Annotated in this window: 22 protein-coding genes and 2 pseudogenes; 9 read left to right on the top strand and 15 right to left on the bottom strand. The window is 64.9% G+C overall.

From position 1 onward, the window contains the following. Positions 1 to 10 precede the first annotated feature (10 nt). The 9 genes and pseudogenes from ACE10W_RS13905 to ACE10W_RS13865 form a co-directional block, all read right to left on the bottom strand. Positions 11 to 667 (bottom strand): antibiotic biosynthesis monooxygenase, encoded by a 657-nt coding sequence (locus ACE10W_RS13905; protein WP_271613344.1) that lies wholly within the window; start codon positions 665 to 667, stop codon positions 11 to 13. A gap of 747 nt (positions 668 to 1414) precedes the next feature. Beyond that, positions 1415 to 2143 carry an SDR family NAD(P)-dependent oxidoreductase gene (locus ACE10W_RS13900; RefSeq protein ID WP_304552209.1) on the bottom strand — a complete coding sequence of 243 codons (729 nt, stop codon included), beginning with the start codon at positions 2141 to 2143 and terminating at the stop codon, positions 1415 to 1417. A 19-nt stretch (positions 2144 to 2162) separates the two neighbouring features. Then, on the bottom strand, positions 2163 to 3779 hold the full coding sequence (locus tag ACE10W_RS13895) for an ATP-dependent acyl-CoA ligase (RefSeq protein ID WP_304552207.1): 1617 nt from the start codon (positions 3777 to 3779) through the stop codon (positions 2163 to 2165). A gap of 7 nt (positions 3780 to 3786) precedes the next feature. Then, on the bottom strand, positions 3787 to 4263 hold the full coding sequence (locus ACE10W_RS13890) for an aromatic-ring-hydroxylating dioxygenase subunit beta (RefSeq protein ID WP_304552205.1): 477 nt from the start codon (positions 4261 to 4263) through the stop codon (positions 3787 to 3789). Then, positions 4260 to 5600 (bottom strand): Rieske 2Fe-2S domain-containing protein, encoded by a 1341-nt coding sequence (locus tag ACE10W_RS13885; protein WP_304552203.1) that lies wholly within the window; start codon positions 5598 to 5600, stop codon positions 4260 to 4262. Before ACE10W_RS13885 ends, ACE10W_RS13890 begins: the two co-directional genes overlap by 4 nt. Before the next feature lie 17 nt (positions 5601 to 5617). Further along, entirely contained in the window at positions 5618 to 6568 is a 951-nt protein-coding gene (locus ACE10W_RS13880) for a PDR/VanB family oxidoreductase (protein WP_304552201.1), read from the bottom strand. Between the two features lie 118 nt (positions 6569 to 6686). Further along, positions 6687 to 7292 carry a flavin reductase family protein gene (locus ACE10W_RS13875; RefSeq protein ID WP_304553754.1) on the bottom strand — a complete coding sequence of 202 codons (606 nt, stop codon included), beginning with the start codon at positions 7290 to 7292 and terminating at the stop codon, positions 6687 to 6689. Positions 7293 to 7311: 19 nt separating this feature from the next. Beyond that, a pseudogene (locus ACE10W_RS13870) lies at positions 7312 to 8276 on the bottom strand (nitrilase). Positions 8277 to 8336: 60 nt separating this feature from the next. Next, positions 8337 to 9971: an MFS transporter gene (locus tag ACE10W_RS13865; RefSeq protein ID WP_304552199.1), complete on the bottom strand. Its 1635-nt coding sequence runs from the start codon at positions 9969 to 9971 to the stop codon at positions 8337 to 8339. Positions 9972 to 10300: 329 nt separating this feature from the next. Between ACE10W_RS13865 and ACE10W_RS13860 the strand changes: the two genes are divergently transcribed. Next, a complete protein-coding gene (locus tag ACE10W_RS13860) occupies positions 10301 to 11023 on the top strand; it encodes an IclR family transcriptional regulator (protein ID WP_162494206.1) in 723 nt (240 codons plus the stop codon). A 56-nt stretch (positions 11024 to 11079) separates the two neighbouring features. Here ACE10W_RS13860 and ACE10W_RS13855 read toward each other — a convergent pair whose 3' ends face one another. The 6 genes and pseudogenes from ACE10W_RS13855 to ACE10W_RS13830 all read right to left on the bottom strand — a co-directional run bounded on the left by ACE10W_RS13855 (position 11080) and on the right by ACE10W_RS13830 (position 16943). Then, on the bottom strand, positions 11080 to 12129 hold the full coding sequence (locus ACE10W_RS13855; protein WP_011086178.1) for a LacI family DNA-binding transcriptional regulator: 1050 nt from the start codon (positions 12127 to 12129) through the stop codon (positions 11080 to 11082). Next, complete coding sequence (locus tag ACE10W_RS13850) at positions 12126 to 12770, bottom strand: ThuA domain-containing protein (RefSeq protein WP_018643025.1); 645 nt, start codon at positions 12768 to 12770, stop codon at positions 12126 to 12128. Before ACE10W_RS13850 ends, ACE10W_RS13855 begins: the two co-directional genes overlap by 4 nt. A 10-nt stretch (positions 12771 to 12780) precedes the next feature. Continuing rightward, a complete protein-coding gene (locus ACE10W_RS13845; protein WP_304552191.1) occupies positions 12781 to 13878 on the bottom strand; it encodes a Gfo/Idh/MocA family protein in 1098 nt (365 codons plus the stop codon). 22 nt (positions 13879 to 13900) lie between these two features. Next, positions 13901 to 14749, bottom strand: coding sequence for a carbohydrate ABC transporter permease (locus ACE10W_RS13840; protein ID WP_060911365.1), 849 nt, complete (start codon positions 14747 to 14749; stop codon positions 13901 to 13903). After that, positions 14742 to 15681 (bottom strand): annotated as a pseudogene (locus ACE10W_RS13835) (carbohydrate ABC transporter permease). The gene ACE10W_RS13840 and the pseudogene ACE10W_RS13835 overlap by 8 nt, the downstream one beginning before the upstream one ends. A gap of 2 nt (positions 15682 to 15683) precedes the next feature. After that, positions 15684 to 16943 carry an extracellular solute-binding protein gene (locus tag ACE10W_RS13830; protein ID WP_370204069.1) on the bottom strand — a complete coding sequence of 420 codons (1260 nt, stop codon included), beginning with the start codon at positions 16941 to 16943 and terminating at the stop codon, positions 15684 to 15686. 168 nt (positions 16944 to 17111) lie between these two features. On the opposite strand from ACE10W_RS13830, the gene ACE10W_RS13825 reads away from it, so the two are divergent. The 8 genes from ACE10W_RS13825 to ACE10W_RS13790 all read left to right on the top strand — a co-directional run bounded on the left by ACE10W_RS13825 (position 17112) and on the right by ACE10W_RS13790 (position 26414). Next, on the top strand, positions 17112 to 17870 hold the full coding sequence (locus ACE10W_RS13825) for an SDR family NAD(P)-dependent oxidoreductase (protein WP_028172029.1): 759 nt from the start codon (positions 17112 to 17114) through the stop codon (positions 17868 to 17870). Positions 17871 to 18106: 236 nt separating this feature from the next. Continuing rightward, on the top strand, positions 18107 to 19357 hold the full coding sequence (locus ACE10W_RS13820) for an ABC transporter substrate-binding protein (protein WP_011086171.1): 1251 nt from the start codon (positions 18107 to 18109) through the stop codon (positions 19355 to 19357). Between the two features lie 123 nt (positions 19358 to 19480). Next, on the top strand, positions 19481 to 20308 hold the full coding sequence (locus tag ACE10W_RS13815; protein ID WP_011086170.1) for an AraC family transcriptional regulator: 828 nt from the start codon (positions 19481 to 19483) through the stop codon (positions 20306 to 20308). Between the two features lie 190 nt (positions 20309 to 20498). Beyond that, positions 20499 to 21509, top strand: coding sequence for a branched-chain amino acid ABC transporter permease (locus ACE10W_RS13810; protein WP_011086169.1), 1011 nt, complete (start codon positions 20499 to 20501; stop codon positions 21507 to 21509). A 1-nt stretch (position 21510) separates the two neighbouring features. After that, entirely contained in the window at positions 21511 to 22593 is a 1083-nt protein-coding gene (locus ACE10W_RS13805; protein WP_304552181.1) for a branched-chain amino acid ABC transporter permease, read from the top strand. Next, on the top strand, positions 22586 to 23368 hold the full coding sequence (locus tag ACE10W_RS13800) for an ABC transporter ATP-binding protein (protein WP_011086167.1): 783 nt from the start codon (positions 22586 to 22588) through the stop codon (positions 23366 to 23368). Before ACE10W_RS13805 ends, ACE10W_RS13800 begins: the two co-directional genes overlap by 8 nt. After that, the gene (locus ACE10W_RS13795; RefSeq protein WP_304552178.1) at positions 23361 to 25577 is read left to right on the top strand and encodes an ABC transporter permease; all 2217 of its coding nucleotides are present in this window, start codon (positions 23361 to 23363) and stop codon (positions 25575 to 25577) included. The genes ACE10W_RS13800 and ACE10W_RS13795 overlap by 8 nt, the downstream gene beginning before the upstream one ends. 3 nt (positions 25578 to 25580) lie before the next feature. Further along, on the top strand, positions 25581 to 26414 hold the full coding sequence (locus ACE10W_RS13790) for a phosphoenolpyruvate hydrolase family protein (RefSeq protein WP_304552176.1): 834 nt from the start codon (positions 25581 to 25583) through the stop codon (positions 26412 to 26414). Positions 26415 to 26418: the final 4 nt, after the last annotated feature.

Raw genomic sequence — 26418 nt, 5'->3', positions numbered from 1 at the left:
CCGTATGCTGTCACAAACCAGCATCAGTCGGCTTCGAGCCAAGCTCTTGAACCTGGGTCACGGGCGGATAATATTGAGGCGCCTCCTTTCGATCGAACATGCCGTAGTCGCGAGACACGAGATACAATCGGATCGATGTCACGACGCCTGCCAACAAGAATTCCTCTGCCATTCGAAGCCCGTCTGCAAGCGACGATGCCAGGGCCAGGACGATGTATTCTCGCTCGCGAGAAATGCTCGCCAGAATGTCACCTTCAACGCCCGCTTGGATGGGCGAGTTGGCGGTGGAAACGATCATGAATCGTTCCGGCCGCAGAACCGGGTCGTTGTAGCTGTTGGTGGTTTCGAATTGACGCGGAGCGCCGGCTTGAGGAGTCCACTCGCAGACGAGCTGGCCGATGCGCAGGCGATAGTCCTCGAAGTGCAGCTTTCTTCCCGCGATTTGCGCGGCATGATGCTTTGCGTGGGTACGCCATCCGGCAAGGCTTGCCTCATCGCGCCAGTGAGAGTGCGAAAGCACGATGCCTGGCCGACCGACGCTTTTGAAGCGGTCAATGAACAGAAGGCCGGGATTCTTGTCCAATTCGGGTCGTAGACCGGCGGCAATATCGAAATAGGCCTGCTCGTGTCCTGGTCGCGGCATAACTTCGAAGAACAATCCAATCATATCCGCTCCACTAGATTGTCGGGTCTGCATGCACCGCGCGGTTGGAGGTGGGACCGCATATCATCACTCTGAGTTCCGTTCTTGATGCGCCAAGAGCGATCCCGCCGATGATTAGGCCCATTGCCAGAAACTACGATGGCTCAACGGGGTCATTGAGGCTGATGGCGGCGCTCATGATGCCAACGTCTGGAATCGCAAGTAAACCCTGGGACATTCCGCTCAAATAGCGCGACCAAATTTGCATTTTGCATAAGGTTTCAGGTGGCTCTATGAAAAGGGCCAGTTCTAAAAAATACAGAGAGCCAGAAAGATGCTCTTGCTGGAGGGGACGCTGCTCTTGTCGCCGGGAGTGAGCGGACCTTGTTGCTGCAACTGTCTTGGGGGGTGAGGACGCTCATTACGAGCGGACGCCCGACCACCGGCCAACGCCTCCATGTGCCGCGCAGCTTGGCCGCCGATGGCGTCCACGCCCTTCAAGCCGGGGAAACTTACGGCACAACTCTTCGAGGCTGGCGCAATATCGCCGGTTGTCGGGCAAGCTGTTTCACAAATCAAAAGAGCGAGGATTGTTTCTTGGATTTGCGGCATGGAATGAGAGGGAGATCGACCGTGCCACACGGGTTGTCGACCGGATAATCCGTTGACGTGCACAATGCGGGGCCGTCATGCAGCGCGGAGTGTCGGCCGGATAGCTCCCGCTAGATGACCGTCAATCGGCGGCGTCCAATTTTGCCCGCCGAATAGCGCTTACGGCCCCAGGCCCACGAGGCTGGTACCGCCGCAGACGTAGAGCACCTGGCCGGTGACGAAATCGGAACGTTCGTCGAGGAAGAAGGTGATGGCGTGCGCCACGTCCTCGCGCGAGCCGAGCCGCCCGACCGGGACGTTGCGCGCCATCCGCGCCTGCTGCTCGGAGCCCTTGGGAATGACGCCCCAGAAATTGTCGGTCAGGATCGGCCCCGGCGCGACCACGTTCACGGTGATGCCGCTCGCGGCGAGCTCCAGCGCCCAGGTCCGCGCCATGCCATGCACGCCGGCCTTGGTCGCCGAATAGGCCGAGCGCGTCACCGCGCCCATCGCCGCCCGCGAAGAGACGAACACGATGCGCCCGAAGCGACGCGACAGCATCCCTTCCAGCGCCGCCTGGGTCAGCAGCATCGGCGCGCCGAGGTGCAACTGCGCCAGCATCAGAATGTCTTCCGGCTTCGCGTCGGGCAGCAGGTTCGGCAGGATGACGCCCGCATTGTGCACGAGGCAGTCGATGGCGTGATCGCGGCCGATCTCCTGCGCGATCGCGCGCGTCTCCGCGATGTCGGTCAGATCGGCGCGATAGGCCGCGAGCAGATCATGGGTCCAATCAGGCTTCTCCAGCCCGACCGAGACCACGCGCTGCCCCTTCTCGACCAGCTTTCTCGCCAGCGCCTCGCCGATCCCCGAATTGCCGCCGGTGATGAGTGTGGTGCGTATCTCGCTCATGATCGCCTCCCTCCCCGCGTCAGACCTGACGCCGCTTGAGGTCGCGGAGGTCGAAGAAAGCGCCATCGCGCATCAACCTTGCGACAAAATCCTTCAGCCCGCCGCGCTGGATCTTCTCGGTTGCGGTCAGCGGCAGGCTGTCGGTGAAGCAGATCCAGCCCGGCGCCTTGTAATAGGCCATCTGCTCCAGGCTCCAGCGGACGATGTCTTCGGCGAGCGCGCGGCCGGCGCCGGCCTCCTCGGCGATGATGACGGCGGCAACCTCGTCGCCGCGCACCTGATCGGGCGTCGCCGCAACCGCGGCCTGCCGGATCGCGGGGTGGCGGTTGAGGACGGACTCGACCTCGACCGCGGCAATGTTCTCGCCGGAACGGCGGATCACGTTCTTCTTGCGATCGACGAAATGGAGATCGCCATCCACATCGCGCGACACGATATCGCCGGTATGCAGCCAGCCGCCCTCCCACGCCTCGGCGGTCGCCTCCGGGTTTTTCAGATATTCGCGGAAGAAGCCGTAGCGCGGGTCGGCGCCTGCCCGCCGCACCAGGAGCTCGCCCGGCGTCTCAATTGGGGCGTCATTGCCGCTGTCATCAACGATACGAACGTCAACTTCGGGTGCGGGTCGCCCGAAGCAGCTGGTGCCGATCTTGCGCGGCTCGACGTTGGCGGCGATGACGCCGCCGCTGCCCGTCTCGGTCATCGCCCAGGCCTCCAGCAGCGGAAAGCCGAAGCGGTCCTCGAACGGCGCGTGCAGCAGCTTGTCGACGCCGGCACCGAAGCCGAAGCGAACGGTGCGCGCGCGGTCCTGCTCCGACGGCGGCGCGCTCATCAGCATCGAGGGCATGACGCCGAGATAATGCAGGCAGGTCGCGCGGCTGTCGCGCACGGAAGCCCACCAACTGCGCGGATGGAAGCGATCGAGCATGGTCAGGCTGCCGCCGACCGACAGCATCGCCATCAGCGACACCGCCATCGCGTTCATGTGGAACAGCGGCAGCGGCGTGATCATGCGCTCGCCGTCGGGCTTGAGCGCGATCAGCCCGCCGACGTCGCGATACCAGTTTCCGGAATGCAGGAAATAGGTGTTGGTGAGCACGCAGCCCTTGGGCTGACCTGTCGTCCCCGACGTATAGAGCAGCGCGCATTCGGTCGAGCCGTCACCCGTGCTCGCCGGCCGCACGCCGCCGAATGGCGCGGGCACGTCGTCCTCGCTGGTCACGACGGGGATCGGCCGACCGGCCTGGCGCGCCGCCGTCTCGACCTCGTCGCGCCGCTCGACAAGCACGAACGCGGCGTTCATCTCGGAATGCGCGATGATGTATTCCAGCTCGCTCAGCCGCAAATCCGGATTGATCGGCACCACGGAGACGCCGAGCGCGTTGAGCGCGAACCACAGCTCGACAAACGCCGGCCTGTTCTGGAGCAGCAGCCCGACCCTGTGGCCCTCGCCATAGCCGCGGCCCGCGAACGCGGCGCGCCAGCGCTCGACCCGATCGAGCATGGCGCGATAGGAGATCTCGCCTGCCGCGATGCCGTAGATGGCGGCCGTCTCCGGCAGGACGTTGAGGAAGCCCGCCTCGCCGCGGCGAAGCGCGGTCTCGCGAAAGCGGGCGTAGACTGTGGTCGCTGCGGTCAAATTCGTCTCACATGAAGAGCTGGATGTTGCCGAACGGCGCGTCGAAATTGACGAGATCGACGCGCTTGAGCTTGATCTTCAGGGCATCGCCGACCTGGACGAGATCGTGCGAGGCCCATCCCGAATAGCGCTCCAGCATGTCGCCGCGCGTCTCGGTGTAGATGTAGGACGTCCGCGCCTTGAACACGCCGGCAGCCGTGTCGCACTCCACGATCTGCGGCGCCTGCAAAAGATGATGGCAACGGCTCTTCGGCTTCTGGCTGAAGGTGCGCTCGCCGGCCAGACGCTCGACCCGCACCTTCAGGAGCAGCAGGTCCTCGTACATCAGCGACGGCTGGAGCACCGGGTCCTGCTGCTGCCATTCGAGCGGCATCCAGTAGCGCCCCTCGGGGTGAAACAGATCGAGCCAGGCCTGCCACTGCATCGTGTCGAGCAGCTCGGCCTCGCGATAGATGAAGTCCGTGATCGTCTTCTCGGTGATCATTCGGCGGCCTCGACACGCTTGTCCATATCCATGGTCATGAATTTCGCCCAGGCGTGGAACTGGTTGCGCATCTGCCGCTCGGAGGTGCCGTTGATCACCGCCGTGACGTCCTGCTCTTCATGGCTCTCGTAGAGCCGCCGCAGATTGACCCATTGATTGCCGTTGGATTTCAGGCCTTCCTGCGCCCGCTCGTACATTTCGAGGTCGTCGTGGCCGACGATCGAGGTCGGCGCGTTGATGAAGCGGTTGTACATCAGCGCCCGCTCGTAGAGCTTGTCGGGCGCGCCGACCAGGCGATAGACCCAGCTCTCGACCAGGGTCTTGTCGACCGCGATCGGGATGAAGTTGCGCAGGATCTGGACGGCACCCTTGACCATGATGTTGGGGAAATAGACGGTGTTGTGCCTGACCTCGCCGAGGATCTCGTGCGCCCGCTTCTCGCCGTAGGCCGCGACCATCCGGTCGAGATAGCCCGGGACATCCGAGTAGTTCGAATGGATGGAGTTGGCGACGCCGGTATGGCCGTGGCCGTTCGGCCAGATCCTGATGCCGCTCTGCTCGTAGAATTCGTACGGGCTCATGAAGGGACCGTAGAGCTGCACCGCCATCGGCGTTTCCGTGGAATCGCCCTGCTCGCGCTTCCAGACCTTGACCGCAGTGCCGGCCGAGCTTTCATGCGCCACCATCGGATGGCAGGTGTCGGTCTGGTTCTCGACCAGCATCTTCCAGTTGCAGGTGTGCATGTAGCGGATCGGCGTCGCCATGACGGCGAGCTTGCCCTCCGGCGAGCGGTCGACCATGTTGTCGATGGTCGAAAGGCTCTCGCCGAAATAGTCCTCGAAGGAAACGCCGCTTTCGCTGAGCCGTGCGAAGATGAAGTCGCGATGGATCACGACGTTCTTGACCCTGGACAGCCCCTCATTCGCCTGGGTGTCGCCGAAGCCGGTGCCCTCATAGCCCTTCTTCAGTGGGATCGCGAGCAGCGAGCCGTCGGTCTTGAAGGACCAGGCGTGATAGGGGCAGCGGAAGAACTTTCCGGTGTTGCCGCAGGGCTCGGAGGCGATCTTCACGCCCTTGTGCGGACAGCGATTGTAGAACACATGGATGGAGCCGTCGGTATGGCGGCTCGCCAGCACCGGCTGGCGGCCGATCGTGGCGGTGATGAAATCGCCAGGCTTCGCCAACTGGCTGGCATGCCCGACATAGACCCAGCTGTTCGGGAACAGATGCTCCATCTCGAGCTCGAAGATCTCGGGGTCGACATAGACGTCGCGATGAACCTCGGCCTCGCGCACCAGCGCGGCAATCGCGTGGGCATCCCTTCCGTATTTCGCCATGGCGTCCCTCGCCTCCCTCACAAATCCAGCACCAGACGTTCCGACTTCGCGCGCGACACGCAGATCTGCATGACCTTGTTGGAGGCCTTCTCGTCGTCGCTGAGGATGACGTCGCGATGGTCGGGCACCCCCGCGACCACGCCGCACTGGCAGATGCCGCAATCGCCGCGCCGGCAATCGTAGAGCACGTCGAGCCCCGCCGCCTCCAGCGCCTGGATGATGGTCTGGCCGGCTGCGACGCCGACGACCTGTCCGGTCGATCTGATCTCGACCTCGAACGGCAGGTCGAGTGAAGACGGCTGCTCCGACTTGAAGAGTTCGTAGTGAATGCGGTCCGCCGGGACGCCCTCGGCAAGCGCGGCCGCCTTCACGGCGTCGATCATTCCCGCCGGACCGCAGACGTAGATGTGGGCGTTCGCGGCTGCTCCCCTGAGCGCCACGGCAAGATCCAGACGGGACTCGTCGTTGTCGTAATGAACGGACAGGCCATCGGCGCAGACCTCCCGCAGATGCGGCAGGAACGCCAGAAGTCCTTGCGTGCGGCCGGCGTAATGCAGGCGAAACGGACTTGCGCGGGCGGTGAGCTCTGCCGCCATCGACAGGATCGGCGTGACACCGATGCCGCCGGCAAACAGCAGCGCGGGCGCCGGCCCCTCGTGCAGATGAAAATTGTTCACCGGCGCGCTTGCCTTGACGACATCGCCGATCTTCAGCGCATGCATGAACTGCGAGCCGCCGGTCGAGGCCTCCTCGCGCAGCACCCCGAGCGCCAGCGCATCCTCGGCAAGACCCGGCAGGGCCATCAGCGAGTACGGACGGTCCCCTCCGTTCGGGAGCGACACGCGGATATGTGCGCCTGCCCGCCATGGCGGCACGGGGCCGTCCTCCACGCCAAGCACAAGGCTCCGTACGAACGGCGTCTCCGCGGCATACGACCTGACCCTGAGCTTGAGCGGATGCGCGTCCATTCAGGCATCTCACGAATTATATGAATTTGCATATTTTTAGACATGTAATAATTGGATGTCAATCGGCCGCAAGGGGGCGCCATGGGCGGGCATGGCCGGAGGCCCCGGCGCCGGCCGCCTATTCGATCGGCGCCGGCCGCACCAGCTGGAAGAGATCGCGGGGCCGCGCATACCAGCCCGACCCGTGCATGCGGGCAATGAGATCGAGGCCGACCGTATCGATATAGCCTCTCTGTGCATCGATCACGAACTGCTCGGCCACATGAGCACAGACGATTTCGCCGATCACCGCGATCTGCCGGGGCCCGGTCTCGTGAACCGAGAGGGAGCGACATTCGAACGCCACCGGGCACCCCTCGATGAGCGGAGGCGCAACCATCTGCGAAGGACATGTTTGAAGTCCCGCGATCTCCATCTCGTCGACACCGGCCGGAGCATCGACGGCCGTCGCGTTCATGGCTTCAGCCATCTGGTGCGACACCAGGTGAGCGACGAACTCGCCCGTCTCGACGATATTCTGCGCCGTGTCTTTCAAGCCCTTGTTCGGATGGCGCAGCAGGCCGAGCACGACCGTCGGCGGTTCATGCCCGAGGACGTTGAAGAAGCTGAAGGGCGCGGCATTGGCGGCGCCGTCCCGGGAGCGGGTCGTCACCCACGCGATGGGGCGCGGCGTAACGGTCGCGGTGAGAATCTTGTAGCGGACATCCGCCGGAAGGTGGCCCATATCGAAGAGCATCGGTCCCTCAATTGCGCGCGCGAACGGCGCTGACGGTTGATACTGCCCGCTTCGGTCGATCGTCGACGACGAGCTGGAAACGTCCGGACGGGAATAGTGCCCCGCGGCGTCGAAATCAAACTTGCCGCGCGTCACCTCATCGAGCGCAATGTCGGCATACAGGATGGTCTCCCCCTCGAAGCATGGGCCCGCCAGCACCTTGCCGAGCGGATTGACGATGGCGCTGCCGCCGCGCATGAGCACGGTCTCGGGATCCGCACCCAGCGCGCACTCGTAGTCCGCCGGGAAGGCGCCGCGCTTGAGATGCTGACAGGCCGTCAGGACGAAGCAGCGTCCCTCCAGGGCGATATGCTGCATGGTCGGAAGCCAGGTGTCGCGATCATCCGCGGTTGGAGCGCAGTAGATGCTGATGCCCTGGCTGTACATGTGCATGCGCAGCATCGGCATGTAGTTCTCCCAGCAGATCACGGCGCCGATATTGCCGAGCGAGGTCTCGAACACCGGCATGGTCGAGCCGTCGCCGAACCCCCAGATCAGCCGCTCGCCCGCAGTCGGCATCAGCTTGCGGTGCTTGCCGACGAGCCCACGCGCCCCGTCGAAGAACAGGGCCGTGCAGTAGAGCGTGCCCTGCTCTCGCTCGATGCAGCCGATGACTGTAAAGGCACCGGTTGCGGCCGCCGCCGCGGCGATCGTCTCGACCTCCACGCCATCGAGATCGATGGCCGCCTGCCAATACGAACGGAACGCCTCGCGTCCTTCGGGCTTGCGCATGCCGACGGGAGCGCCGAACGAATTTCCCTTGGGATAGCCGCCAATGAAGGCTTCAGGGAAAACGACCAGCCTGGCGCCGGCACCAGCGGCCTTCTCGATCAGGGCTGCAGCCTTTTGCGCCGACACCAGCGAGCTTGTCGGATCTGACGCGGCCTGAACGACGGCCGCCTTGTAGGTGTTCGGTCGGTTGCTATCCATCATGTCATCCCGGGCACGGAAACGGAGAGCGGGCCGCTGCTGCGGCCCGCCGGCATGTCATACTCAGTGATCCGTCTCGATTTGCGGCCTGTTCGGCAGCATGATCGATCCGATCACGGCGACGACCGTGCAAATGACGACCGGATACCAGAGCCCCGCAAACACGTCGCCGACCGCGAGCGAAAGATAGGTTGCAAAGAACGGCAGGAAGCCACCGAAGATGCCGGCGCCGATGTGGTAGGGAAACGAAAGTGCCGTGTATCGGATGTTGGCCGGAAACACCTCGACCAGGAACGACGCCACCGGCCCATAGACCATCGCGACGATGACGGTCATGACGACCAGCAGAAAGACGATGTAGGCTGACGACACCTTCGCGGGATCCGCCTTGGCGGGGTAACCCGCCTCGGACAAGGCCTTGCGGTAAGCCGCCGCATCGTATCCGGCAATCGTTTTGCCGTTGACCGTCATGGCTACGGCCTGGCCGTCGACCGGGGCGGCATAGCTGAAGTTGATGCCGCTTCCGATCAACAGCTTCTTGGCCTGGACGCAAGGCTTGCCGTGATCACCATGCGAGCTCAGCAATGCGGCCGCAAGGCCGAACCGGCATGCTTCGCTGGTGGTGTCGGCGTGCACCGTCACCGGCGCGCTGCGCGTCGCAGCCACGAGCTGCGGGTTTGCTGCCTCCAGCAGCGACGAAAACATCGGCCGGTAGCACAGCGCCGAAAGTACGAGACCCGTCATCATCAGCCATTTGCGTCCGACCCGATCGGACAGCCAGCCGAAGAAAACGAAAGCCGGCGCACCGATGACGAGGCCGATGGCCATCAGGGTATAGGATGTCTGCAGGTCGATCCTTGCGATCTGCTGCATGAAGATCATCACGTAGAACTGGCCGGTGAAGTAGGTTGACCCCATCCCCGCGGTCACACCGAACAGCGCGATCAACACCAGGCGAAGGCTGGACCACCGGGCGAACGTGTCTCTGACCGGGCTCCTGGACAGGCGACGCTCGGCCTTGAGACGCGTGAAGACGGGCGATTCATGCAGCCTGGCTCGGACGTAGATCGAGAACGCCAGCATCGCGATCGAGATGATGAAGGGAGCGCGCCATCCCCAGGCCTTGAAATCGGCCTCGCTCATGACGCTCTGCGTGCCGATGATGACCGCGATGGAGAGCGCCAGCCCGACCGACGATGTGATCTGGATCCAGCCGGTCAGAAGCCCGCGCCGGTCCGTACGCGAATGCTCCGCAACGTAGATGACGGCACCGCCATATTCGCCGCCGACCGCGAGGCCCTGGATTAATCGCAGCATGACCAGCGAGATCCATGCGGCATGACCCACGCTGGCATAGGTGGGCAGGAAGCCGATCAAGGCCGTGCCGCCGCCCATCATCACGATGGTGATGAGGAAGGTATATTTTCGACCGACCAGATCGCCGATGCGGCCGAAGACCACTGCGCCGATCGGCCGGATCACGAAGCCTGCCGCAAGAGCACCGAGCGACGCAAGCACGGCGGCGGTCGGGTTGTCCGGCGGAAACAATACCGAACTCATGAACACGGCCAGCGAGCCGTAGATGAAGAAGTCGTACCACTCGAACACGGTGCCGAGGGTCGAGGCGAGAACGACCTGCCGCTCCTCGCTGCGCGTCAGATTCTGGTCGGCGGGTACCGCCGTCGCTCGTGCATCCATCGTCATTCCCCTGTTTGCGCCCGCGGCCAAACCCAGCCCCGCTTCAGGCAATTTTATTTAGTCATATACATATGATGTCGTCAAATACAGCAAGCTTGAATATCCGGCGCGACGCGCCCAATAATGCGCCAGCACGACACCCGTCATAACACCCTGATCTATAAGGATTTTCAGTGAAGAAGCCGCGCCGACCCCGTCCGCCGGATCCGGCGCCCGCATCCGCACGAGGAGCCAAACCCGGCAAGATCACCAAGGCGGAACGGCCCGGACGGCGCGGCATTCAGTCGATCGAGATCGGCTTCAAGATCCTCGACTACCTTAGGACCGAAATGCGGCCCGTGCCGCTGAAGATGATCGCCGCCAACACCGGAATGTCCGCGGCCAACGTCCACTATTATCTCGTGAGCTTTCAGGCGGTGGGCATCGTCCGACAGGAGAGCGACACCGGCTGCTATGCCCTCGGCCCCTACGCATTGAAGCTTGGCATGGCGGCCATCGAGCAATTCGACGTCTTCGCCGTCGCGCGGCCGGCCATGACCGAACTCGCAACGACGATCGGCCACACCGTATTTCTCGGCGTGTGGGGCAATCGCGGACCGACCATCATCTATCGCGTCGAGGGCGGAGCCAGCCGGCCCATCATCGAGCTGCGTGTCGGAAGCGTCCTGAGCCTGCTGCGGTCCGCGCTGGGGCGAAACTTTCTTGCACATTTGCCGCGCTCGCTGACGGGCGAGATGCTGGATCAGGAGCTCAAGGAGGAACGCTCGCGCGAGACGCGGGTCGATGACGCGCCAACCACCAAGGCCGAGGTGGAGGAGATGATGGACACGATCCGGCGCGACGGCATCAGCCGTTGTCGTGACGCGCTGCTGCCGAACTTCACCTCCCTGTCCGCACCGATCTTCGACCAGGGCGGATTCATGATCGCGGCCATCACGATGATGGGACCCATCGGTATTCTCGACGATGACCTGAAAGGTCCGACAGCGACGGCCCTGAGCGCCCACGCGCGCGCCCTCTCCGCGACCGCCGGCTGGCAAGGCGGAGGCTGAACCGCCCTCGCCGGCTCGATCGGGCGAGAGCAGCGGCCGCGCATCAGAGCTCGCAGTTACGGCAGATTGTCCCGCAGAAAAATGTCGATGCGGATGCGTTCCTGGTCGGGGCTGATGGGCTCACCCGAGCAATGCGCGAGCAGGACGCGCGCTGCGGACCGCGCCTCGTGGCCGGGGTCCTGGTTGATGATGGCGTCGAGCGTGCCGCGGACCAGGAAGCGCCGCGTATACTGAGTCAGCTCATGGGTGATCCAGACCACCTCGCGCGCCCGTCCCGAGGCCTCGAGCGCATCAGCAATGCCACGGTTCCCGGCGCCGCAGCAATAGATGCCGCGGAGATCGGCATGGCGCGCCAGCAGCGCGGCCGTGAGCTTCCGCGTTCGGTCGCTGTCGTCGCGGCCCTCGATGACCGGGAGCGCGCGCAAATCCGGATACTCGCTGGACAGGATCTGGTGGAAGCCGAACTGCCGCTCGGTGTGATCGCGCAGCGACAACGATCCCGCGATCACCGCGACCGTCCCCTCGTTGCCGGCGAGGAAGCGTCCCATCAGCGTGGCAGCGGTCCGCCCCGCGGCCGGGTTGTCGATACCGACATAGTGCAGGCGGCGCGAGCTCGGCGCGTCCGACACCAGGGTCACCACGGCGACCCCGCGGCCTGCGAGCTCGTCGATCGCGGCGCGTACCCTCGGATGGTCGAGCGCGATGACGGCGACGCCCTGATAGGCCGGCGACAGGTTTTCCAGCGCGCTGGCCAGCACGTCCGGATCGAACACGTCGACATGGAGAATATCGATGAAGCCGCGCTGGCCGGCGAGCCAGTCCGCGGTGCGCTGGACCTGCTCGGTCAGGTTGGTCATGAAGCTGTTGCTGCCGGTCGGCAGCACGAACGCGAAACGGAACGTCTGGCCGCGGGCAAGCCGCGCGGCCGCGACGTCGGCACGATAGCCGAGTTTTGCTACCGCGGCCTCGACACGCGCAACCGTCTTGGCGCGCACGCCCTCGCGCCGGTTGACGACGCGGTCGACGGTGGCGAGCGAAACGCCCGCCGCGCGCGCGACATCCTCGAGCGTCGCGCGAAGCACCGGCTGCGCCGCGCCGGCTGTCATTCGCGCGCCGCCCACAGCATGCCGCGGGTCATCAGCGTTCGGATCTCCGGCACGTCGAGCTCGTAGGCACGGTGGCCGAGCGAGGAGTAGAACACCCTGCCCGCGCCGTAGCGCTTCTTCCACACCACGGGCATGACCACGCCCTCGATCCAGGGCGCGTGCTCGCCGGTGAAGGTCGTCGTCGCCAACACCTCGTTGGCGGGGTCGACATGCATGTAATACTGCTCTGAACGATGCTCGAAACTCTTCAGGCCCTTCATGATGGGGTCGTCCGGCTTCGTCAAGTCGACCTTGTAGTCGATGATGTTGCCGGGATGCGCAACCCACTGCCCGCCGCACAGGAACTGGTAGTCGACCGAATCGCGGAACGCGTCGCACATCCCGCCGTGATGGCCGGCGAGCCCGACGCCGCTGCGCACCGCCGCGCAGAGATTGAGCGCTTCCGCCTTCTCGATCTTCGACATGGTGTAGATCGGGATGATCAACGACAGATCGTGAATCGCGGGATCGGCGAACGCCGCCGTCGTGGTTTCGATCCGCACCTCGAAGCCTTCCGCCTTCAGCCAGCCGCGGATCATCGAGGCACAGAGATCCGGATCGTGTCCCGGCCAGCCGCCCCAAACAATCATTGCCTTGCGCATGTTTCTGTCCTCAGTCGATCTGTCCGGTTTCGCGTCCGGCCGGCAGCATCGCCGGCCGCTCGACGCGGCTCTCGATCTTGACGCGCCGCCCGTCGTCGGCGGAGGTCTGGAACGCCTCCATCACCTCCAGCACGTGGAAGGCGAGCGCCCCGCTGGCGCGGTGCGGCCGGTTGTTCAGGATCGCGGCGGCCATGTCGGCGACGCCGATCGAGCGGAACTCGCCGTCGACATGGCCGTGCGTCGGCGGCACCGTCTCCCATTCACCGCCGGTCCTCGCGACCTGCACCTCGCCGCCGAAGCGGTTCGGGTCCGGCACCAGCATGCTGCCCTTGTCGCCATAGATCTCGATCGGCGCGTGCCGGTGCTTCGGGACATCAAAGCTCATCGCGATCGAGACGACCGCCCCGCTCTCGAATTCGAGCGTGCCCGCCACATGGGTCGAGACCTCGACCGGAATCAGCGTGCCGTTCATCGGCCGGCTGGTCACCACGCGCTCGGATTTCGGACGCGCGGTCGAGCCCATCACGCTCGCGACCGGGCCGAGCAGCTGGACGAGATCGGTGATGTAATATGGCCCCATGTCCAGCATCGGCCCGCCGCCGCGCAGGTAATAGAAGCCTGGCGCCGGATGCCAGCGCTCGTGGCCGGGACAGCCGAAGAAGGCGCTGCCCGCAACCGGCGTGCCGATCGCGCCGTCGTCGATCAGCTTGCGCGCGGTCTGGTGTCCACCGCCCAGGAACGTATCCGGCGCGCAGCCGACGCGAAGGTTCTTCTGCGCCGCGAGATCGATCACCTTGCGCGCCTCCGCGACGTTGATGCCGAGCGGCTTCTCGGAATGGACATGCTTGCCGGCATTGAGCACGGCGAGGCTGACGTCGGTGTGAGCGAGCGGCACCGTGAGATTGATGACGATCTCGACGTCGTCGCGCCTCAGCAACTGATCGACCCGCATCCCCGGCAGGCCGAAGGCCGCGCCCTGGCGCTCCGCGGCATCGCTGCGCATGTCGGCGAGCGCCTTGACCTCCATGACCGGGAAGCGCTGGGCCGCCTTCAGATAGGCGGTGCTGATATTGCCGCAGCCGATGATTCCGACGCCTATTCTTCTCATTGTGATCTCCGTGAGATTCCGTTCATCCCTTGACCGCGCCTGCGGTGAGGCCGGCAACGATGTGCTTCTGCGCCAGAAGGAAGAGAATGACCGTCGGCAGGATGGTCAGCGTGATGAAGGCCAGGATCAGGTGCCACTCGGACGAATACTCGCCTTGATAAACCATGATACCGAGCGGCCAGGGATAGAGCGCATCGGTGTTGAGCATCACCAGTGGCAGCAGATAGGCGTTCCAGCTGTTGACGAAGGTGATGGTGCCGACGGTGGCAAGGATCGGCCGTGACAGCGGCAGCGTCACGTAGCGAAAGAACTTGATGTAGCTGCAGCCGTCCACCAGCGCGGCTTCGAGCAATTCATAGGGAATGTCCTTGAAGAAGCGCCGCAGCAGCAGCACGCTCATGGCCAGGCTGAATGCGACCTGCGGCAGCGCGACGCCGAAATACGTATCGAGCAGCCCGAGATCGCGCACCTTGATGAACAGCGGCAACACCGCCGTCGCGGCGGGAAACAGCAGGCCGAGCGTCAGGTAGCTCAGCAGCATCGATGAGCCGTAGAACCTGACATGAGCGAAGGTGAACGCGGCCATCGAAGCCACGATCAGGGTCAGCGCCACCGCGAGCGTCGAGATGACCAGCGAGTTGCGGAGCAGCTGCCAGTAGCGCGCTGAGAACAGGATGTCGGCATAGTTCTGCCATTCCCAGTGCCTTGGCAGGCCGAACGGATTGACGCGCAGCTCACCGAGCGACTTGAAGCCGCCGAGCAGGGTCGCGAGCAGCGGCACCAGCACGAAGACGGCGATCACGGCGAGGAACAGCGCCTTGAACAGCACGGCGGGATCGAACGCGGCACGGGTGGTCTCAGTGTTACTCATCGCGCATGAACCATCGCTTGTAGGTGAAGGCAAAGGTCACGCAGATCACGAACAGGATGACCGATGGCGCTGCCATAGCCGACGCGCATGCGGGAGATGCCGTTGTTGTAGAGGAAGCTCACCATCGTGTTGGAGGAATCCGCAGGTCCCCCGCGCGTCAGCGGCATCACCAGGTCGAACAGCTGGAGCGAGCCGATGATGGCGAAGAACACCGAGAGGCGGATGGTCGGATAGAGCAACGGGATGACGACGTGGCGGAGCGTCTGCGACCGCGTCGCGCCATCGATGGTGGCCGCCTCGACCAGGCTCTTGTCGAGGCCCTGAAGCGCGGCGATGAACAGCATCATGTGGAAGCCGAAATACTTCCATACGATGACGATCAGCACCGCCAGCATCGCAGTGTCGGTCGAGGCCAGCAGATGCGGCGGCTCGGCGCCGAAGGTGCGCCAGATCGAGGCGACCAGGCCATAATCGCCATCATAGACGAATGAGAAGATCAGCCCGGTTGCGATCTCGGCCAGGATATAGGGCATGAAGAACAGCATGCGCAGCGCCACTGCCCCGCGGAAACGTTCGGCGAGCATCAAGGCCAGCGTGAGCGCCAGCGGCAGCTGGACCAGCAGCGAGACCGCGATAATCAGGCCGTTGTTGCGCAGCGCGAGCCAGAAGGCGCGCGTCTCGAGCACGAAGCGGTAATTGTCGAAGCCGATCCAGTTGGTCGGCCGGCCAAAGCCGTTCCAGTTGAAGGCCGAGTACCAGGCCGCCTCGCCGATCGGCACCACCACGAACAGCGTGAACAACAGCAGCGCCGGCGGCAGGAACAGGATCAGCACCGTGAAGCGGCCGTCCCAGCCGGGGCCGCGCACCGCCGTCGGCGAGACCGATGTCTGCGCAACGCTCATCGCCGGCGCGCTCGCGATCGGTCGCGCCACCGTCAGTTACCCTGCTTCCAGGCCGCCTCGATCGCTTTCGCGGCGTCCTGCGGGCTCATGCTGCCGCCGGCGATTTCGGCAGTAACGTCATTGACGACGCGGCCAACCGAGGGACCGAGGCTCTGGTCGTAGAAGTTCTGGTGATAGTTCGACTTCGCCAGATTGGCCGCGATCAGCTTCATGAAGGAATTGTTGAGGCCGGCATCCGCGCCCTGCACCACCGGGATGATGAAATTGCCCGCCGCAAGCCGCGTCTGTACGTCCTTGGAGACGAAGTATTTCAGGAAGTCGACCGCCTCCTTCGGCGAGCCCTTGGTGATCAGCCAGCCGGTGATGCCGCCGAGCGTGTCGGTCGGCGCGCCCTTGCCGCCCGAGACGACCGGGAAGTCGAACCAGCAGATCTTGTCCTCGGAGAGGCCCACCTTGTCGGCGGCGAGCGCGCGCTGCAGATGATAGACGGTGCTGATGGCGAGCGTCATTGCGGCCTTGCCGTCACCGAAATAGCCGACGGCCTGCGGATTCTTGAAGCCCAGGAAACCGTTCTGGAACGGCTGAAGATCGACGAGCTGCTTGAACAGCTCGCCGGACTTCTGGAAGGTTTCGCCGGCGAAGCCGCCGTTCTCGCCGCGCAGCGCCGCGTCGAAGGCCGGCTTGCCGCCAATGCGCACGGCAAGATGCGTCCAATAGAAGTGCAACGGCCATTTGTCGGCGCCGCCGACCACGATCGGCGTCACGCCTGCGGCCTTCAACGTCTTGACGGCGGCAAGCAGGTCATCCCAGCTCTTGATCCCCGCGGGATCGACCTTCGCCTTGGCCATCAGCTCCCTGTTGCAGAGGAAGCCGACCTGCGACAGCGCGGTCGGAAGTCCATAGACGCGGCCATTGCTGGTGAAGGCAGCGAGCGCTGCCGGCGTCAGGCTGTCGCTGTAACCCTTCACGGAATCGGTGATGTCGTCGAGGACGCCGGCTTCGATCTGCGCCGTCAGGACGCCACCGGCCCAGCTGTAGATGATGTTGGGCCGATCCTTGGATTGCAGGATGGTCGGCAGCTTGGCCTTGTAGGCCTCGTTCTCGAGGAACTGCATCTCGACCTTGACGCCCGGATGCGACGCCTCATAGTCGCGCGCGACCTCCTCCCAGATCTTCACCTGGGCCGGATTGGCCTCGATGTGGAGCCATTTCACCGTCGTGTCGGCTGCGGCAGAGTTGACCCAAAGCAGGCATGCGGCAGCGGCGAGTCCCAGCTTCCCGAGCAGTCTCATCACATCCCTCCCGATCGGCTCTTATTCTTTGGCTGCAATCCTGCCTTCGATTTTTGAGGTACGCAACTAAAATTCTGATCTATGGACCTCACGGCGGAAGCGGTTAAGGTTGGCAGGACAACCGGGCGGCGCCTTGCACCGCCCGCAACACAAGAAAAAGAGGTGCCCATGGCCGCCGTTTATTCCGACCTTGCCGGCAAGGTCGTTCTCGTCACTGGTGGCGCATCGGGGATTGGGGCTGCGATCGTGCGGCGCTTCGCGCAGCAGAAATCCAATGTCGTGTTCTTCGACATCAAGGCCGACGAGGGCCAACGCCTGGCACGCGAGCTGTCCGATCAGGGTCTGGCTGCGCATTTCCAGCGCGTCGACCTGACCGACATCGCCGCGTTGCGCGCCGGCGTCGCCGAGGCGCGCAAAGCGCACGGCGCGATCAATATCCTCGTCAACAATGCCGCGCATGACGAACGCCACAACACCGAAGAGATGACGCCGGAATATTGGGACGACCGCATCGCGGTGAACCTGAAGCACCAGTTCTTTGCGGCGCAAGCCGTGCTGCCGGACATGAAGGCGGCGAAGGCCGGCGCCATCATCAATTTCGGCTCGGTGTCGTGGATGGCCGGACAAGGCGGCATGGCGGCGTACACAGCCAGCAAGTCGGGCGTAGTCGGTCTCACGCGTTCATTGGCGCGCGACTACGGTCCCTACAATATCCGCGTGAACGCGATCGCGCCGGGCTGGATCATGACCGAGCGCCAGCTTGAGAAATGGATGACGCCGGCGGGCGAGATCGAACTGCAGCAGCGACAGTGCCTGAAGCGCCGGCTGGTGCCGGACGAGGTCGCGAAATTCACCGTCTTCCTCGCCTCGGACGAGGCCTCCGCCTGCACCGCTCAGCACTACGTCGTGGATGGCGGCTGGGTGTGAGATGCCTTGAGGACGGCGGGCGCATCAGGGCGCGGCACGGTCGCCGATTGCACTGCAAAATCACTTGCGCCGCAACATTCAAAAATGAGACTGCCCGTCAAACCGGACGAGGCGCCCACGCAGGCACCGCATTCGACTTCAGCTAGCTTCCCTCCAAAGCCGCGGGCCGTTCGAGAGCCACGGGCGTCGCGCCCGGTTCGGCGCGGCAACAAAGCGACGACACAGGGAGGAGCACAATGTCGAAATGCGGTGTGGGACTGCTTGCGCTGAGCAGCCTGTTTCTTTCGAGCGCGGCGATCGCCCAGGAAAAGATCAAGGTGGGCGTGACCGCAACCCTCGAAGGCACCTACACGGTGCTGGGCGAGGACGGCATGCGCGGCCACCAGACGGCACTCAACGTGCTGGGCAAGAAAATCGGCGACAAGGAGCTTGAATTCATCGTCGCATCGACCGACGCGACGCCGGATTCGGCAGTGCGCGCCGTCCGCAAGCTGATCGAGCAGGACAAGGTGCAGATCCTGCTGTCGCCGCTCTCCGGCGACGAGGGTATCGCGGTGAAGAACTTTGCAAAGACCCATCCCGAGCTGACCTTCATCAATGCGGCATCCGGCGCCCAGGAAACGACCTATGTCGATCCTGCCCCGAACTTCTTCCGCTACAACATGGACGGCGCGCAGTGGCAGGTCGGCCTCGGCAAATACGCCTATGACGACAAGAAGTATCGCAAGATCGCGACCGTCGGCGAAGACTACTCCTTCATCTACACCCAGGTGTTCGGCCTCGTGCTCGAGTTCTGCGGCGCCGGAGGCCAGGTCACCAACCGGCAATGGGTGCCGCTCGGCACCAAGGACTTTGCCTCCGTCATCGCCGCGCTGCCCGACGACGTCGATGCCATCTATCTCGGGCTTGGCGGGGCGGACGCCGTCAACTTCCTCAATCAGTATCAGCAGGCCGGCGGCAAGGCGCATCTGATGGGAGGCTCCATCATGATCGACCAGACCATCCTGTCGTCAAAGGGGAATGCCAAGAACGCGCTGATCGGCACCATCGCTGCGAGCGGCCAGGCCGATACCTGGGAGGATCCGGGCTGGCAGAAGTTCGTGAAGGCCTATCAGGACGCCTTCCCGCCCAACAAGCGTTTTCCAAGCCCGTCACTGCTCGCGACCAATTACTATGGCTCGACAATGGCCCTGATCCTGGCGCTGCGCGAGGTCAATGGCGATCTCAGCGACAACCAATCGAAGTTCAGGACTGCGCTCGCGAAGATCGAGCTCGACGCGCCGAACGGCAAGATCAAGCTCGACTCCAATCGTCAGGCGATCGGCACCAACTTCGTCACCGAAGTCGTCGATGACGGCAAGGGCGCGCTGTTCAGCAAGGTCGTGAAGGTGATCCCGAACGTGAACCAGACGCTCGGCTACGACCCGGCCGTGTTCTCGAAGATCGGGCTGCCGAGCCGCACCGTGCCGGAATGTAAGAAATACTGACGCATCACATCGGCAGCAGACGAGCGGGGAGCGACTTGCTGACGCGGGCGCTCTCCGCTCTTGCAATCTCGGCGGCGTTGTTGAACGCTGGCTGAAAAGACAAGAACATTCGGGAGGGAAGGCATGAGCCGTGCGCTCGCCGTCTTCCACGGCCGGTTCGGTCGGGCGACGGTTTATCAGTTGAACCGCCCTTTCAATATCCACGCGCATCGTGAAGGTCATCTGATCTTCCATGTCGGCGGCATGCCCGCATGCATCGATGTCTCCGCCGGCCACTACGATCTCAACGAAACCTCGGTCGTTGCCGTCAATCCCTGGGAGCCGCACAATTTTCTGCCGACCGACCTCGACGGCGGCGCGATCTTCTTCGTGCTCTATGTCAATCCCGAATGGTTTGCGCCCGATGCATCGGGCACCGACCGGCTGCGCTTCGGCCGCACGCAGTTCAAGCGCACTGTCGCGCTCGACAAGCACATCCGGCGAACAGCCGCCTTGGTGTGCGGCGCACCATCGCTCTCCAGCCTCGATTCCGAGCTCCGGCGGCTGATCGACATTTGCTACGATGAAAGCTGGCAACAGGCGGAGACCGTACGCGATGCGCGGGCGAGCGGCGCCGTGACCGACTTCCGCGTGCGCAAATGCATCAAGCTGATGTCCGAGAGTCCGGGGGCGGAGATGGAGCTCGACACCATCGCGCGCGAGTCCGGCCTGTCGCGACCTCACTTCTACCGGCTGTTCCGCGTCCAGACCGGCGTCACGCCGAACCTCTATCTCAACACGCTGATCATGGAACAGGCGCTCGAAGCGCTGGTCGCCAGCGAGGCACCGATCGCCGATATCGGCTTCGATCTCGGCTTCTCCTCGCAGAGCGGCTTCACCCGCTTCTTCGCCGCCAATGTGGGGATGGCTCCGACCGACTATCGTCGCGCCGCCAAGGTCTTGCGCGCCTGACCGCCGCGCGAAAAGATACTCACGATCAAATGTCGCACTTAAAGCCCGGCTAGGATGAGCGCAACGCGACCCCCAGATGGTCGCGACGACGGGAGCGCACGTTCATGGCGAGGCGAGCAGCCGCTGCAAGGCTGTCTGACCTGCATTCGGTGGAGCTTCGGCGCGCCGCCTGGACAAGCGGGCGGCGCAAATGAGCCGTTTCATCGAACGCCATCCCGCCTGGGCGCTGATCTCGATCATCGCGATCGCCATCGCGCTGTGGCTGATCTTCGCAGTCTGGCCGCCGGGCCTCGAAGAGGCAATCGGGCGCAAGCGCGTCTTCCTCAACGCCGTCTTCAACGGCATCACGCTCGGCGGGCTCTACTTCCTCGTCGCGAGCGGCTTCACGCTGATCTTCGGCCTGATGCGCAACGTCAACCTGGCGCACGGCTCTCTCTATCTGTTCGGCGGCTATGTCGGCTACGCCATCAGCACAGCCACCGGCTCCTGGCTCCTCAGCTTCATCGTTGCCTTCGTCCTGACTGCACTGGTCGGCGTGCTGCTTCAGGTGATCGTGTTCCGGCGCATGGAAGGCCAGGACCTCAGGCAGACCATGGTGACGATCGGGCTCTCGATCGTGTTTGCCGACCTGATGCTCTGGGCCTGCGGCGGCGACTTCTACCAGATCCAGACCCCGAGCTGGCTGATCGGGCCCGTGGACCTGCCGCTGATCACGGCGGTGAAATCCTCGGGCGAGCCGGTCTATCTCCGATATCCGGTGGTGCGGCTGGTGATCTTCGCGGCGTCCGTCGTGATCGGCGTCGGCATGTGGCTCGCGCTCAACCGCACCCGGATCGGCATGATCATCCGCGCCGGCGTCGACGATCGCGACATGCTGGCCGCCACCGGCGTGCGCATCCAGCTCGTCTTCGTGCTGGTGTTCGCGTTCGGCGCCGGGCTCGCCGGCATCGCTGGCGTCGTCGGCGGCACCTTCCAGTCGCTGTCCCCCGGCGAGGACATTCGTTTCCTGCTGGCCTCGCTGGTGGTGGTGATCGTCGGCGGCATGGGCTCGATCCCCGGTGCGGCGCTCGGTGCGCTCATCATCGGCCTCGCCGAGCAGCTCGGCTCGGTCTACATCCCGACCTACGCCATCGTCGTGACCTTTCTGATCATGGTGCTGGTGCTGGCAATCCGGCCGCAGGGCCTCCTGGCGAGGCGCTGACATGTCCCTCGCCCACGATGCCCGCGTCACCGTCCACCCCGCCGCCGTGGCACAGCGTTCCGGACGGGCATGGCCGGAGATCGACAATCCCGCCGCCTGGATCGTCGCGGTCCTCCTCCTGATCATGCCGCTGATCGCCAACGGCTTCTTCCTGATCGAGATATTCGCCACCACTCTGATCCTCGGCACCATGGCGCTGAGCCTGATGTTCCTGGCCGGCTATGGCGGCATGGTCAGCCTGATGCAGCTCACCATCGCCGGCTTTGCGGCCTACATGGTCGCTGTGTTCGGCGTCAGCGCCAACACCAATATCAGCCTCGGCTGGCCGTGGTGGCTCGCGGTCCCGATGGCGCTCGCGCTCGCGACCGTCTTCGGCACGCTCGGCGGCGCGCTGGCCGTCCGCACCGAAGGCATCTACACCATCATGATCACGCTCGCGATCGGCGCGGCCTTCTACTATTTCACCAACCAGAACTGGGCGATCTTCAACGGCCACACCGGCATCAACACCGTCGCGACGCCGCATTTCTGGGGCGTCAACTGGCGCGCTGACATTCCCTTCTACTACATCGTGCTCGCAGTCGCCGCGCTGTGCTACTTCGCGGTCGACTACATCTCCCGCGCACCGTTCGGCCTGGCGCTGCAAGGCGTGCGCGACAATCCGCGCCGCATGGCCGCGCTCGGCTTCAACGTCAATGCGCACCGCGTCGCGGCGTACGCCTTCGCGTCCTTCGTCGCGGCGCTCGCCGGCGTGCTCCAGGTCTGGAACTACCGCCAGATCTCACCGGGCTCGGTCAGCGTCGGCGCCTGCATCGACGTGCTGATCATCGCCGTGGTCGGCGGCATCACGCGCCCGATCGGTCCCTTCATCGGCGCGCTGATCTTCGTGCTGCTGCGCACCTTCGCGCTCGACGTCCTGATCAAGTTCGGGCTCGACGGCAACCGTTTCCGGCTGCTGATCGGGCTCGGCTTCCTCGCCATCGTATTCTGGTCCTCGGACGGCGTGATCGGCCTGTGGCAGCGCTGGCGCCAGAGCCATCGCCCCGCGACGAGCCGTTCGGGCGGAGCAAGCGGCCATGGATAGCGTCGCCCAACGCCTCTCCGCCGTCGGCGCCGGCGCCGCGCTCGAGCTGCGCGGCGTGACGCGCCTGTTCGGCGCGCTGGCGGCGCTGACCGACGTCACCATTACCGTGCGTCCCGGCGAGCGGCGCGCCGTGCTCGGCTCGAACGGCGCCGGCAAGACCACGCTGTTCAACTGCATCACCGGCGACTTTCCGCCCTCCTCGGGCACCATCCGCTTCTTCGGCGAGGACGTCACCCACTTCCCGCCCTATGAACGCATCCGCCGCGGGCTGCGCCGGACCTACCAGATCTCGGCGCTGTTCCCCGGCCTCACCGTGCAGGACAACGTCTATCTCGCCTGCCGCGGCATCTCGCGCGGACGTTTCTCGTTCCTGCGCCCGGGACAGAACGACGCCCTGATGCACGCAGCCGACAACCTGGTGCAGGCCGTGCACCTGACCGCGGTGAAGGACCAGCGCGTCGCCGAGCTCGCGCATGGCCAGCAGCGCCAGCTCGAGATCGCGCTCGCGCTCGCCGGCGCCCCGCGCTTCGTGCTGTTCGACGAACCGGCCGCGGGCCTGTCCCCGACCGAACGGCAGGAGCTGATCGAGATCCTGACCTCGCTGCCCGCCCATATCGGCTACATCATCATCGAGCACGACATGGACGTCGCCCTGCGCGTCGTCGAGAGCGTCACGATGATGCACAACGGCCGCGTCTTCAAGGAAGGCCTGCCGCAGGAGATCGAGTCCGATCCCGAGGTGCAGGAGCTTTACCTCGGAGGCGGCCATGAATGAGGTCCGCCGCACAGCCGCCGCGCTCGAGGTCCGCGGCCTCGACGTCTACTACGGCCACTCGCACGCGCTGCAAGGCGTCGACCTCGCGCTGGAGAGCGGCGTGTTCTCCGTCGTCGGCCGCAACGGCATGGGCAAGACCACGCTGTGCAAGGCGATCATGGGACTGGTCCCGGTGAGCGGCGGATCGATCCGCATCCGCGGCGAGGACATCACGCGGCGCTCGCCGGCTCACATCGCCCGCCTCGGCGTCGGCTATGTGCCGCAGGGCCGCCGCCTCTGGCGCTCGCTCAGCGTCGACGAGCACCTGCGGCTCGCCGCCAGCATGCGATCCGGTGCCTGGACAGTCGAGCGCATCTACGACACCTTCCCGCGCCTCGCCGAGCGCAAGGACCATGGCGGCGGCCAGCTGTCCGGCGGCGAGCAGCAGATGCTCGCGATCTCGCGCGCGCTGCTCACCAATCCGCATCTCTTGATCATGGACGAGCCGACCGAGGGGCTTGCCCCCGTCATCGTCGCGCAGGTCGAGGAGATGCTGCTGCGGCTCGGCGAGGACGGCGACATGGCCGTGCTCGTGATCGAGCAGAACATCGGCGTCGCCACCGCGGTCTCGCGCAATGTCGCGATCATGGTCAACGGCCGCATCAACCGCATCATCGATTCGGCGCGGCTTGCCGCCGATCGCGAACTCCAGCAGCGCCTGCTCGGCGTCGGACTGCACGCGACGCTCGAGCCGGATCCCGACGCGCCCGCTGCCGACAGTGAGCCGAAGCCGGCCCCGCAGCCGTCGCGCCCGAGCGGGCCGATCCGGATTTACATCTCCAACCCTACCTTGCCGACGCGCTGGTCCCAGCCGGTCTCGATCGCGCGGATCGAAGCCGCCGCACGCACGCTCTCGACGCAGGTCGCACGTCTCGACGAGACCGCGCGGCGCAAGCGCGAGCCGGCGACGGCACAGGCATCCGGACCTCCGGTGGTGCTGGTCGTCGGCACGCTCGATACCAAGGGCACCGAGCTGCGCTTCATCCGCGACATCATCACGGGAAGCGGCCTGCGCACACGGCTGGTCGACGTCTCCACCAGCGGCAGGCATGCGAGCTGCGACGTCTCCGCACAGGAGATCGCGCTGAACCACGGACGCGGCGGCTCGGCCGTGTTCGGCCCGGACCGCGGCGCCGCCGTGACCGCGATGGCGGATGCGTTCGCCAACTGGCTGCGGCGGCAAGGCAATATCGCCGGCGTGATCACGGCCGGGGGCTCGGGTGCCGCATCGCTCGTTGCGCCGGGCATGCGTACCCTGCCCGTCGGCGTGCCGAAGCTGATCATCTCCTCCGTCGCCTCCGGCGATGTCGGGCCCTATGTCGGGCCCGCCGACATCACCATGATGTATTCGGTCACCGACGTGCAGGGGCTCAACGCGATCTCGCGCGCGGTGCTGTCGAACGGTGCGAATGCCATCGCCGGCATGGTGAAGGCGCGCCTCGATCAGCGCGAAGCCAGGGAGCGCGCGACCGCCGCCAGCCTGCCGTCGATCGGCATCACCATGTTCGGCGTGACGACGCCAGCCGTGCAGAGGATCGCCGCCGATCTGCGCGAGGATTTCGAGTGCCTCGTCTTCCACGCCACCGGCGTCGGCGGCCGCTCGATGGAGAAGCTGGTCGAGACCGGCCAGCTCGCAGGCGTCATCGACCTGACCACGACCGAAGTCTGCGACCTCCTGATGGGCGGCGTGTTTCCCGCGACCGAGGATCGTTTCGGTGCGATCATCCGCACGCGCGCGCCCTATGTCGGCTCGGTCGGCGCACTCGACATGGTCAATTTCGGCGCGCCCGACACCATCCCGGAGCGTTACCGGGGCCGCAAGTTCCACGTTCACAATCCGCAGGTGACCTTGATGCGGACCACCGCCGAGGAGAACGAGCGCATCGGCCGCTGGATCGGCGAAAAGCTGAACCAGATGGACGGGCCCGTGCGCTTCTTCCTGCCCGAGGGCGGCGTCTCCGCGCTCGATACCCGTGGTCAGCCGTTCTGGGATCCGGATGCCGACGCCGCGCTGTTCCGCACCCTGGAACGCACCGTGCGGCAGACTGGCAACCGTCAGCTCATTCGCGTCCCCAGAAACATCAACGATCCCGAGTTCGCCTCGACCATCGCAGCTGCGTTCCGAACGCTGTTCGGCCGCACCGGGGCGCGCCGGAGACTAGCGAGGTGACCGATGGCCAGGTTTGAGCGCGCAGCACTCCTGAGGCGATTTCGCGGCATGGCCAAGCGGGGTGAGCCGATCGTCGGCGGCGGCGCCGGCACGGGGCTGTCGGCCAAATGCGAGGAGGCCGGCGGCGTCGATCTCATCGTCATCTACAATTCCGGCCGTTACCGCATGGCTGGCCGCGGCTCGCTCGCGGGGCTCATGCCGTACGGCGATGCCAACGCCATCGTGCTGGAGATGGCCGGCGAAGTGCTGCCCGTCGTCAGCAGGACGCCGGTGCTCGCCGGCGTCAACGGCACCGATCCGTTCCGCGACATGGACGTGTTCCTCGACCAGTTGAAGGCGCTCGGCTTTGCCGGCGTGCAGAACTTCCCGACCGTCGGCCTGATCGACGGCGTGTTCCGCGCCAATCTCGAAGAGACCGGGATGTCCTACGCGCTCGAGATCGACATGATCGCGAAGGCGCGCGAGAAGGACCTGCTGACCACGCCCTACGTCTTCAGCGAGAAGGAAGCCGCCGCGATGGCGATCGCCGGGGCCGACATCATCGTCTGCCATCTCGGGCTCACCACCGGCGGCACGATCGGGGCGCAGACCGCGCCGAAATTGCAGGACTGCCCGGCGCGCATCGACACCTGGGCCTCGGCCGCGCTCAGCGTCAATCCGGAGATTCTGGTGCTCGCGCATGGCGGGCCGATCGCCGATCCCGCCGACGCCGATTTCATCATGAAGAACACCCGCAACTGTCACGGCTTCTACGGCGCGTCCTCGATGGAGCGACTGCCCGTGGAGCGGGCCCTGACGGAACAGGTGCGTCAATTCAAGGCGATCGGCGCGCGATAACGCC

The organism is Bradyrhizobium sp. B025 (genome assembly GCF_042257955.1).
Taxonomy (GTDB): Bacteria; Pseudomonadota; Alphaproteobacteria; order Rhizobiales; family Xanthobacteraceae; genus Bradyrhizobium; species Bradyrhizobium diazoefficiens.
The sequence above is the reverse complement of the archived record's forward strand: the minus strand, read 5'-3'. Positions and strand labels throughout refer to the sequence as shown.

Bases quoted from the DNA above. Each gene is read 5' to 3' on its own strand.
- ACE10W_RS13865 (WP_304552199.1), bottom strand. From the start codon at position 9,971: ATGGATGCACGAGCGACGGCGGTACCCGCCGACCAGAATCTGACGCGC.
- ACE10W_RS13810 (WP_011086169.1), top strand. From the start codon at position 20,499: ATGAGCCGTTTCATCGAACGCCATCCCGCCTGGGCGCTGATCTCGATC.
- ACE10W_RS13805 (WP_304552181.1), top strand. From the start codon at position 21,511: ATGTCCCTCGCCCACGATGCCCGCGTCACCGTCCACCCCGCCGCCGTG.
- ACE10W_RS13880 (WP_304552201.1), bottom strand. From the start codon at position 6,568: ATGGACGCGCATCCGCTCAAGCTCAGGGTCAGGTCGTATGCCGCGGAG.
- ACE10W_RS13790 (WP_304552176.1), top strand. From the start codon at position 25,581: ATGGCCAGGTTTGAGCGCGCAGCACTCCTGAGGCGATTTCGCGGCATG.
- ACE10W_RS13855 (WP_011086178.1), bottom strand. From the start codon at position 12,129: ATGACAGCCGGCGCGGCGCAGCCGGTGCTTCGCGCGACGCTCGAGGAT.
- ACE10W_RS13875 (WP_304553754.1), bottom strand. From the start codon at position 7,292: ATGGGCCACCTTCCGGCGGATGTCCGCTACAAGATTCTCACCGCGACC.
- ACE10W_RS13845 (WP_304552191.1), bottom strand. From the start codon at position 13,878: ATGAGAAGAATAGGCGTCGGAATCATCGGCTGCGGCAATATCAGCACC.
- ACE10W_RS13900 (WP_304552209.1), bottom strand. From the start codon at position 2,143: ATGAGCGAGATACGCACCACACTCATCACCGGCGGCAATTCGGGGATC.
- ACE10W_RS13800 (WP_011086167.1), top strand. From the start codon at position 22,586: ATGGATAGCGTCGCCCAACGCCTCTCCGCCGTCGGCGCCGGCGCCGCG.
- ACE10W_RS13795 (WP_304552178.1), top strand. From the start codon at position 23,361: ATGAATGAGGTCCGCCGCACAGCCGCCGCGCTCGAGGTCCGCGGCCTC.
- ACE10W_RS13815 (WP_011086170.1), top strand. From the start codon at position 19,481: ATGAGCCGTGCGCTCGCCGTCTTCCACGGCCGGTTCGGTCGGGCGACG.
- ACE10W_RS13905 (WP_271613344.1), bottom strand. From the start codon at position 667: ATGATTGGATTGTTCTTCGAAGTTATGCCGCGACCAGGACACGAGCAG.
- ACE10W_RS13820 (WP_011086171.1), top strand. From the start codon at position 18,107: ATGTCGAAATGCGGTGTGGGACTGCTTGCGCTGAGCAGCCTGTTTCTT.
- ACE10W_RS13825 (WP_028172029.1), top strand. From the start codon at position 17,112: ATGGCCGCCGTTTATTCCGACCTTGCCGGCAAGGTCGTTCTCGTCACT.
- ACE10W_RS13860 (WP_162494206.1), top strand. From the start codon at position 10,301: ATGCGGCCCGTGCCGCTGAAGATGATCGCCGCCAACACCGGAATGTCC.
- ACE10W_RS13830 (WP_370204069.1), bottom strand. From the start codon at position 16,943: ATGAGACTGCTCGGGAAGCTGGGACTCGCCGCTGCCGCATGCCTGCTT.
- ACE10W_RS13840 (WP_060911365.1), bottom strand. From the start codon at position 14,749: ATGAGTAACACTGAGACCACCCGTGCCGCGTTCGATCCCGCCGTGCTG.
- ACE10W_RS13890 (WP_304552205.1), bottom strand. From the start codon at position 4,263: ATGATCACCGAGAAGACGATCACGGACTTCATCTATCGCGAGGCCGAG.
- ACE10W_RS13885 (WP_304552203.1), bottom strand. From the start codon at position 5,600: ATGGCGAAATACGGAAGGGATGCCCACGCGATTGCCGCGCTGGTGCGC.
- ACE10W_RS13850 (WP_018643025.1), bottom strand. From the start codon at position 12,770: ATGCGCAAGGCAATGATTGTTTGGGGCGGCTGGCCGGGACACGATCCG.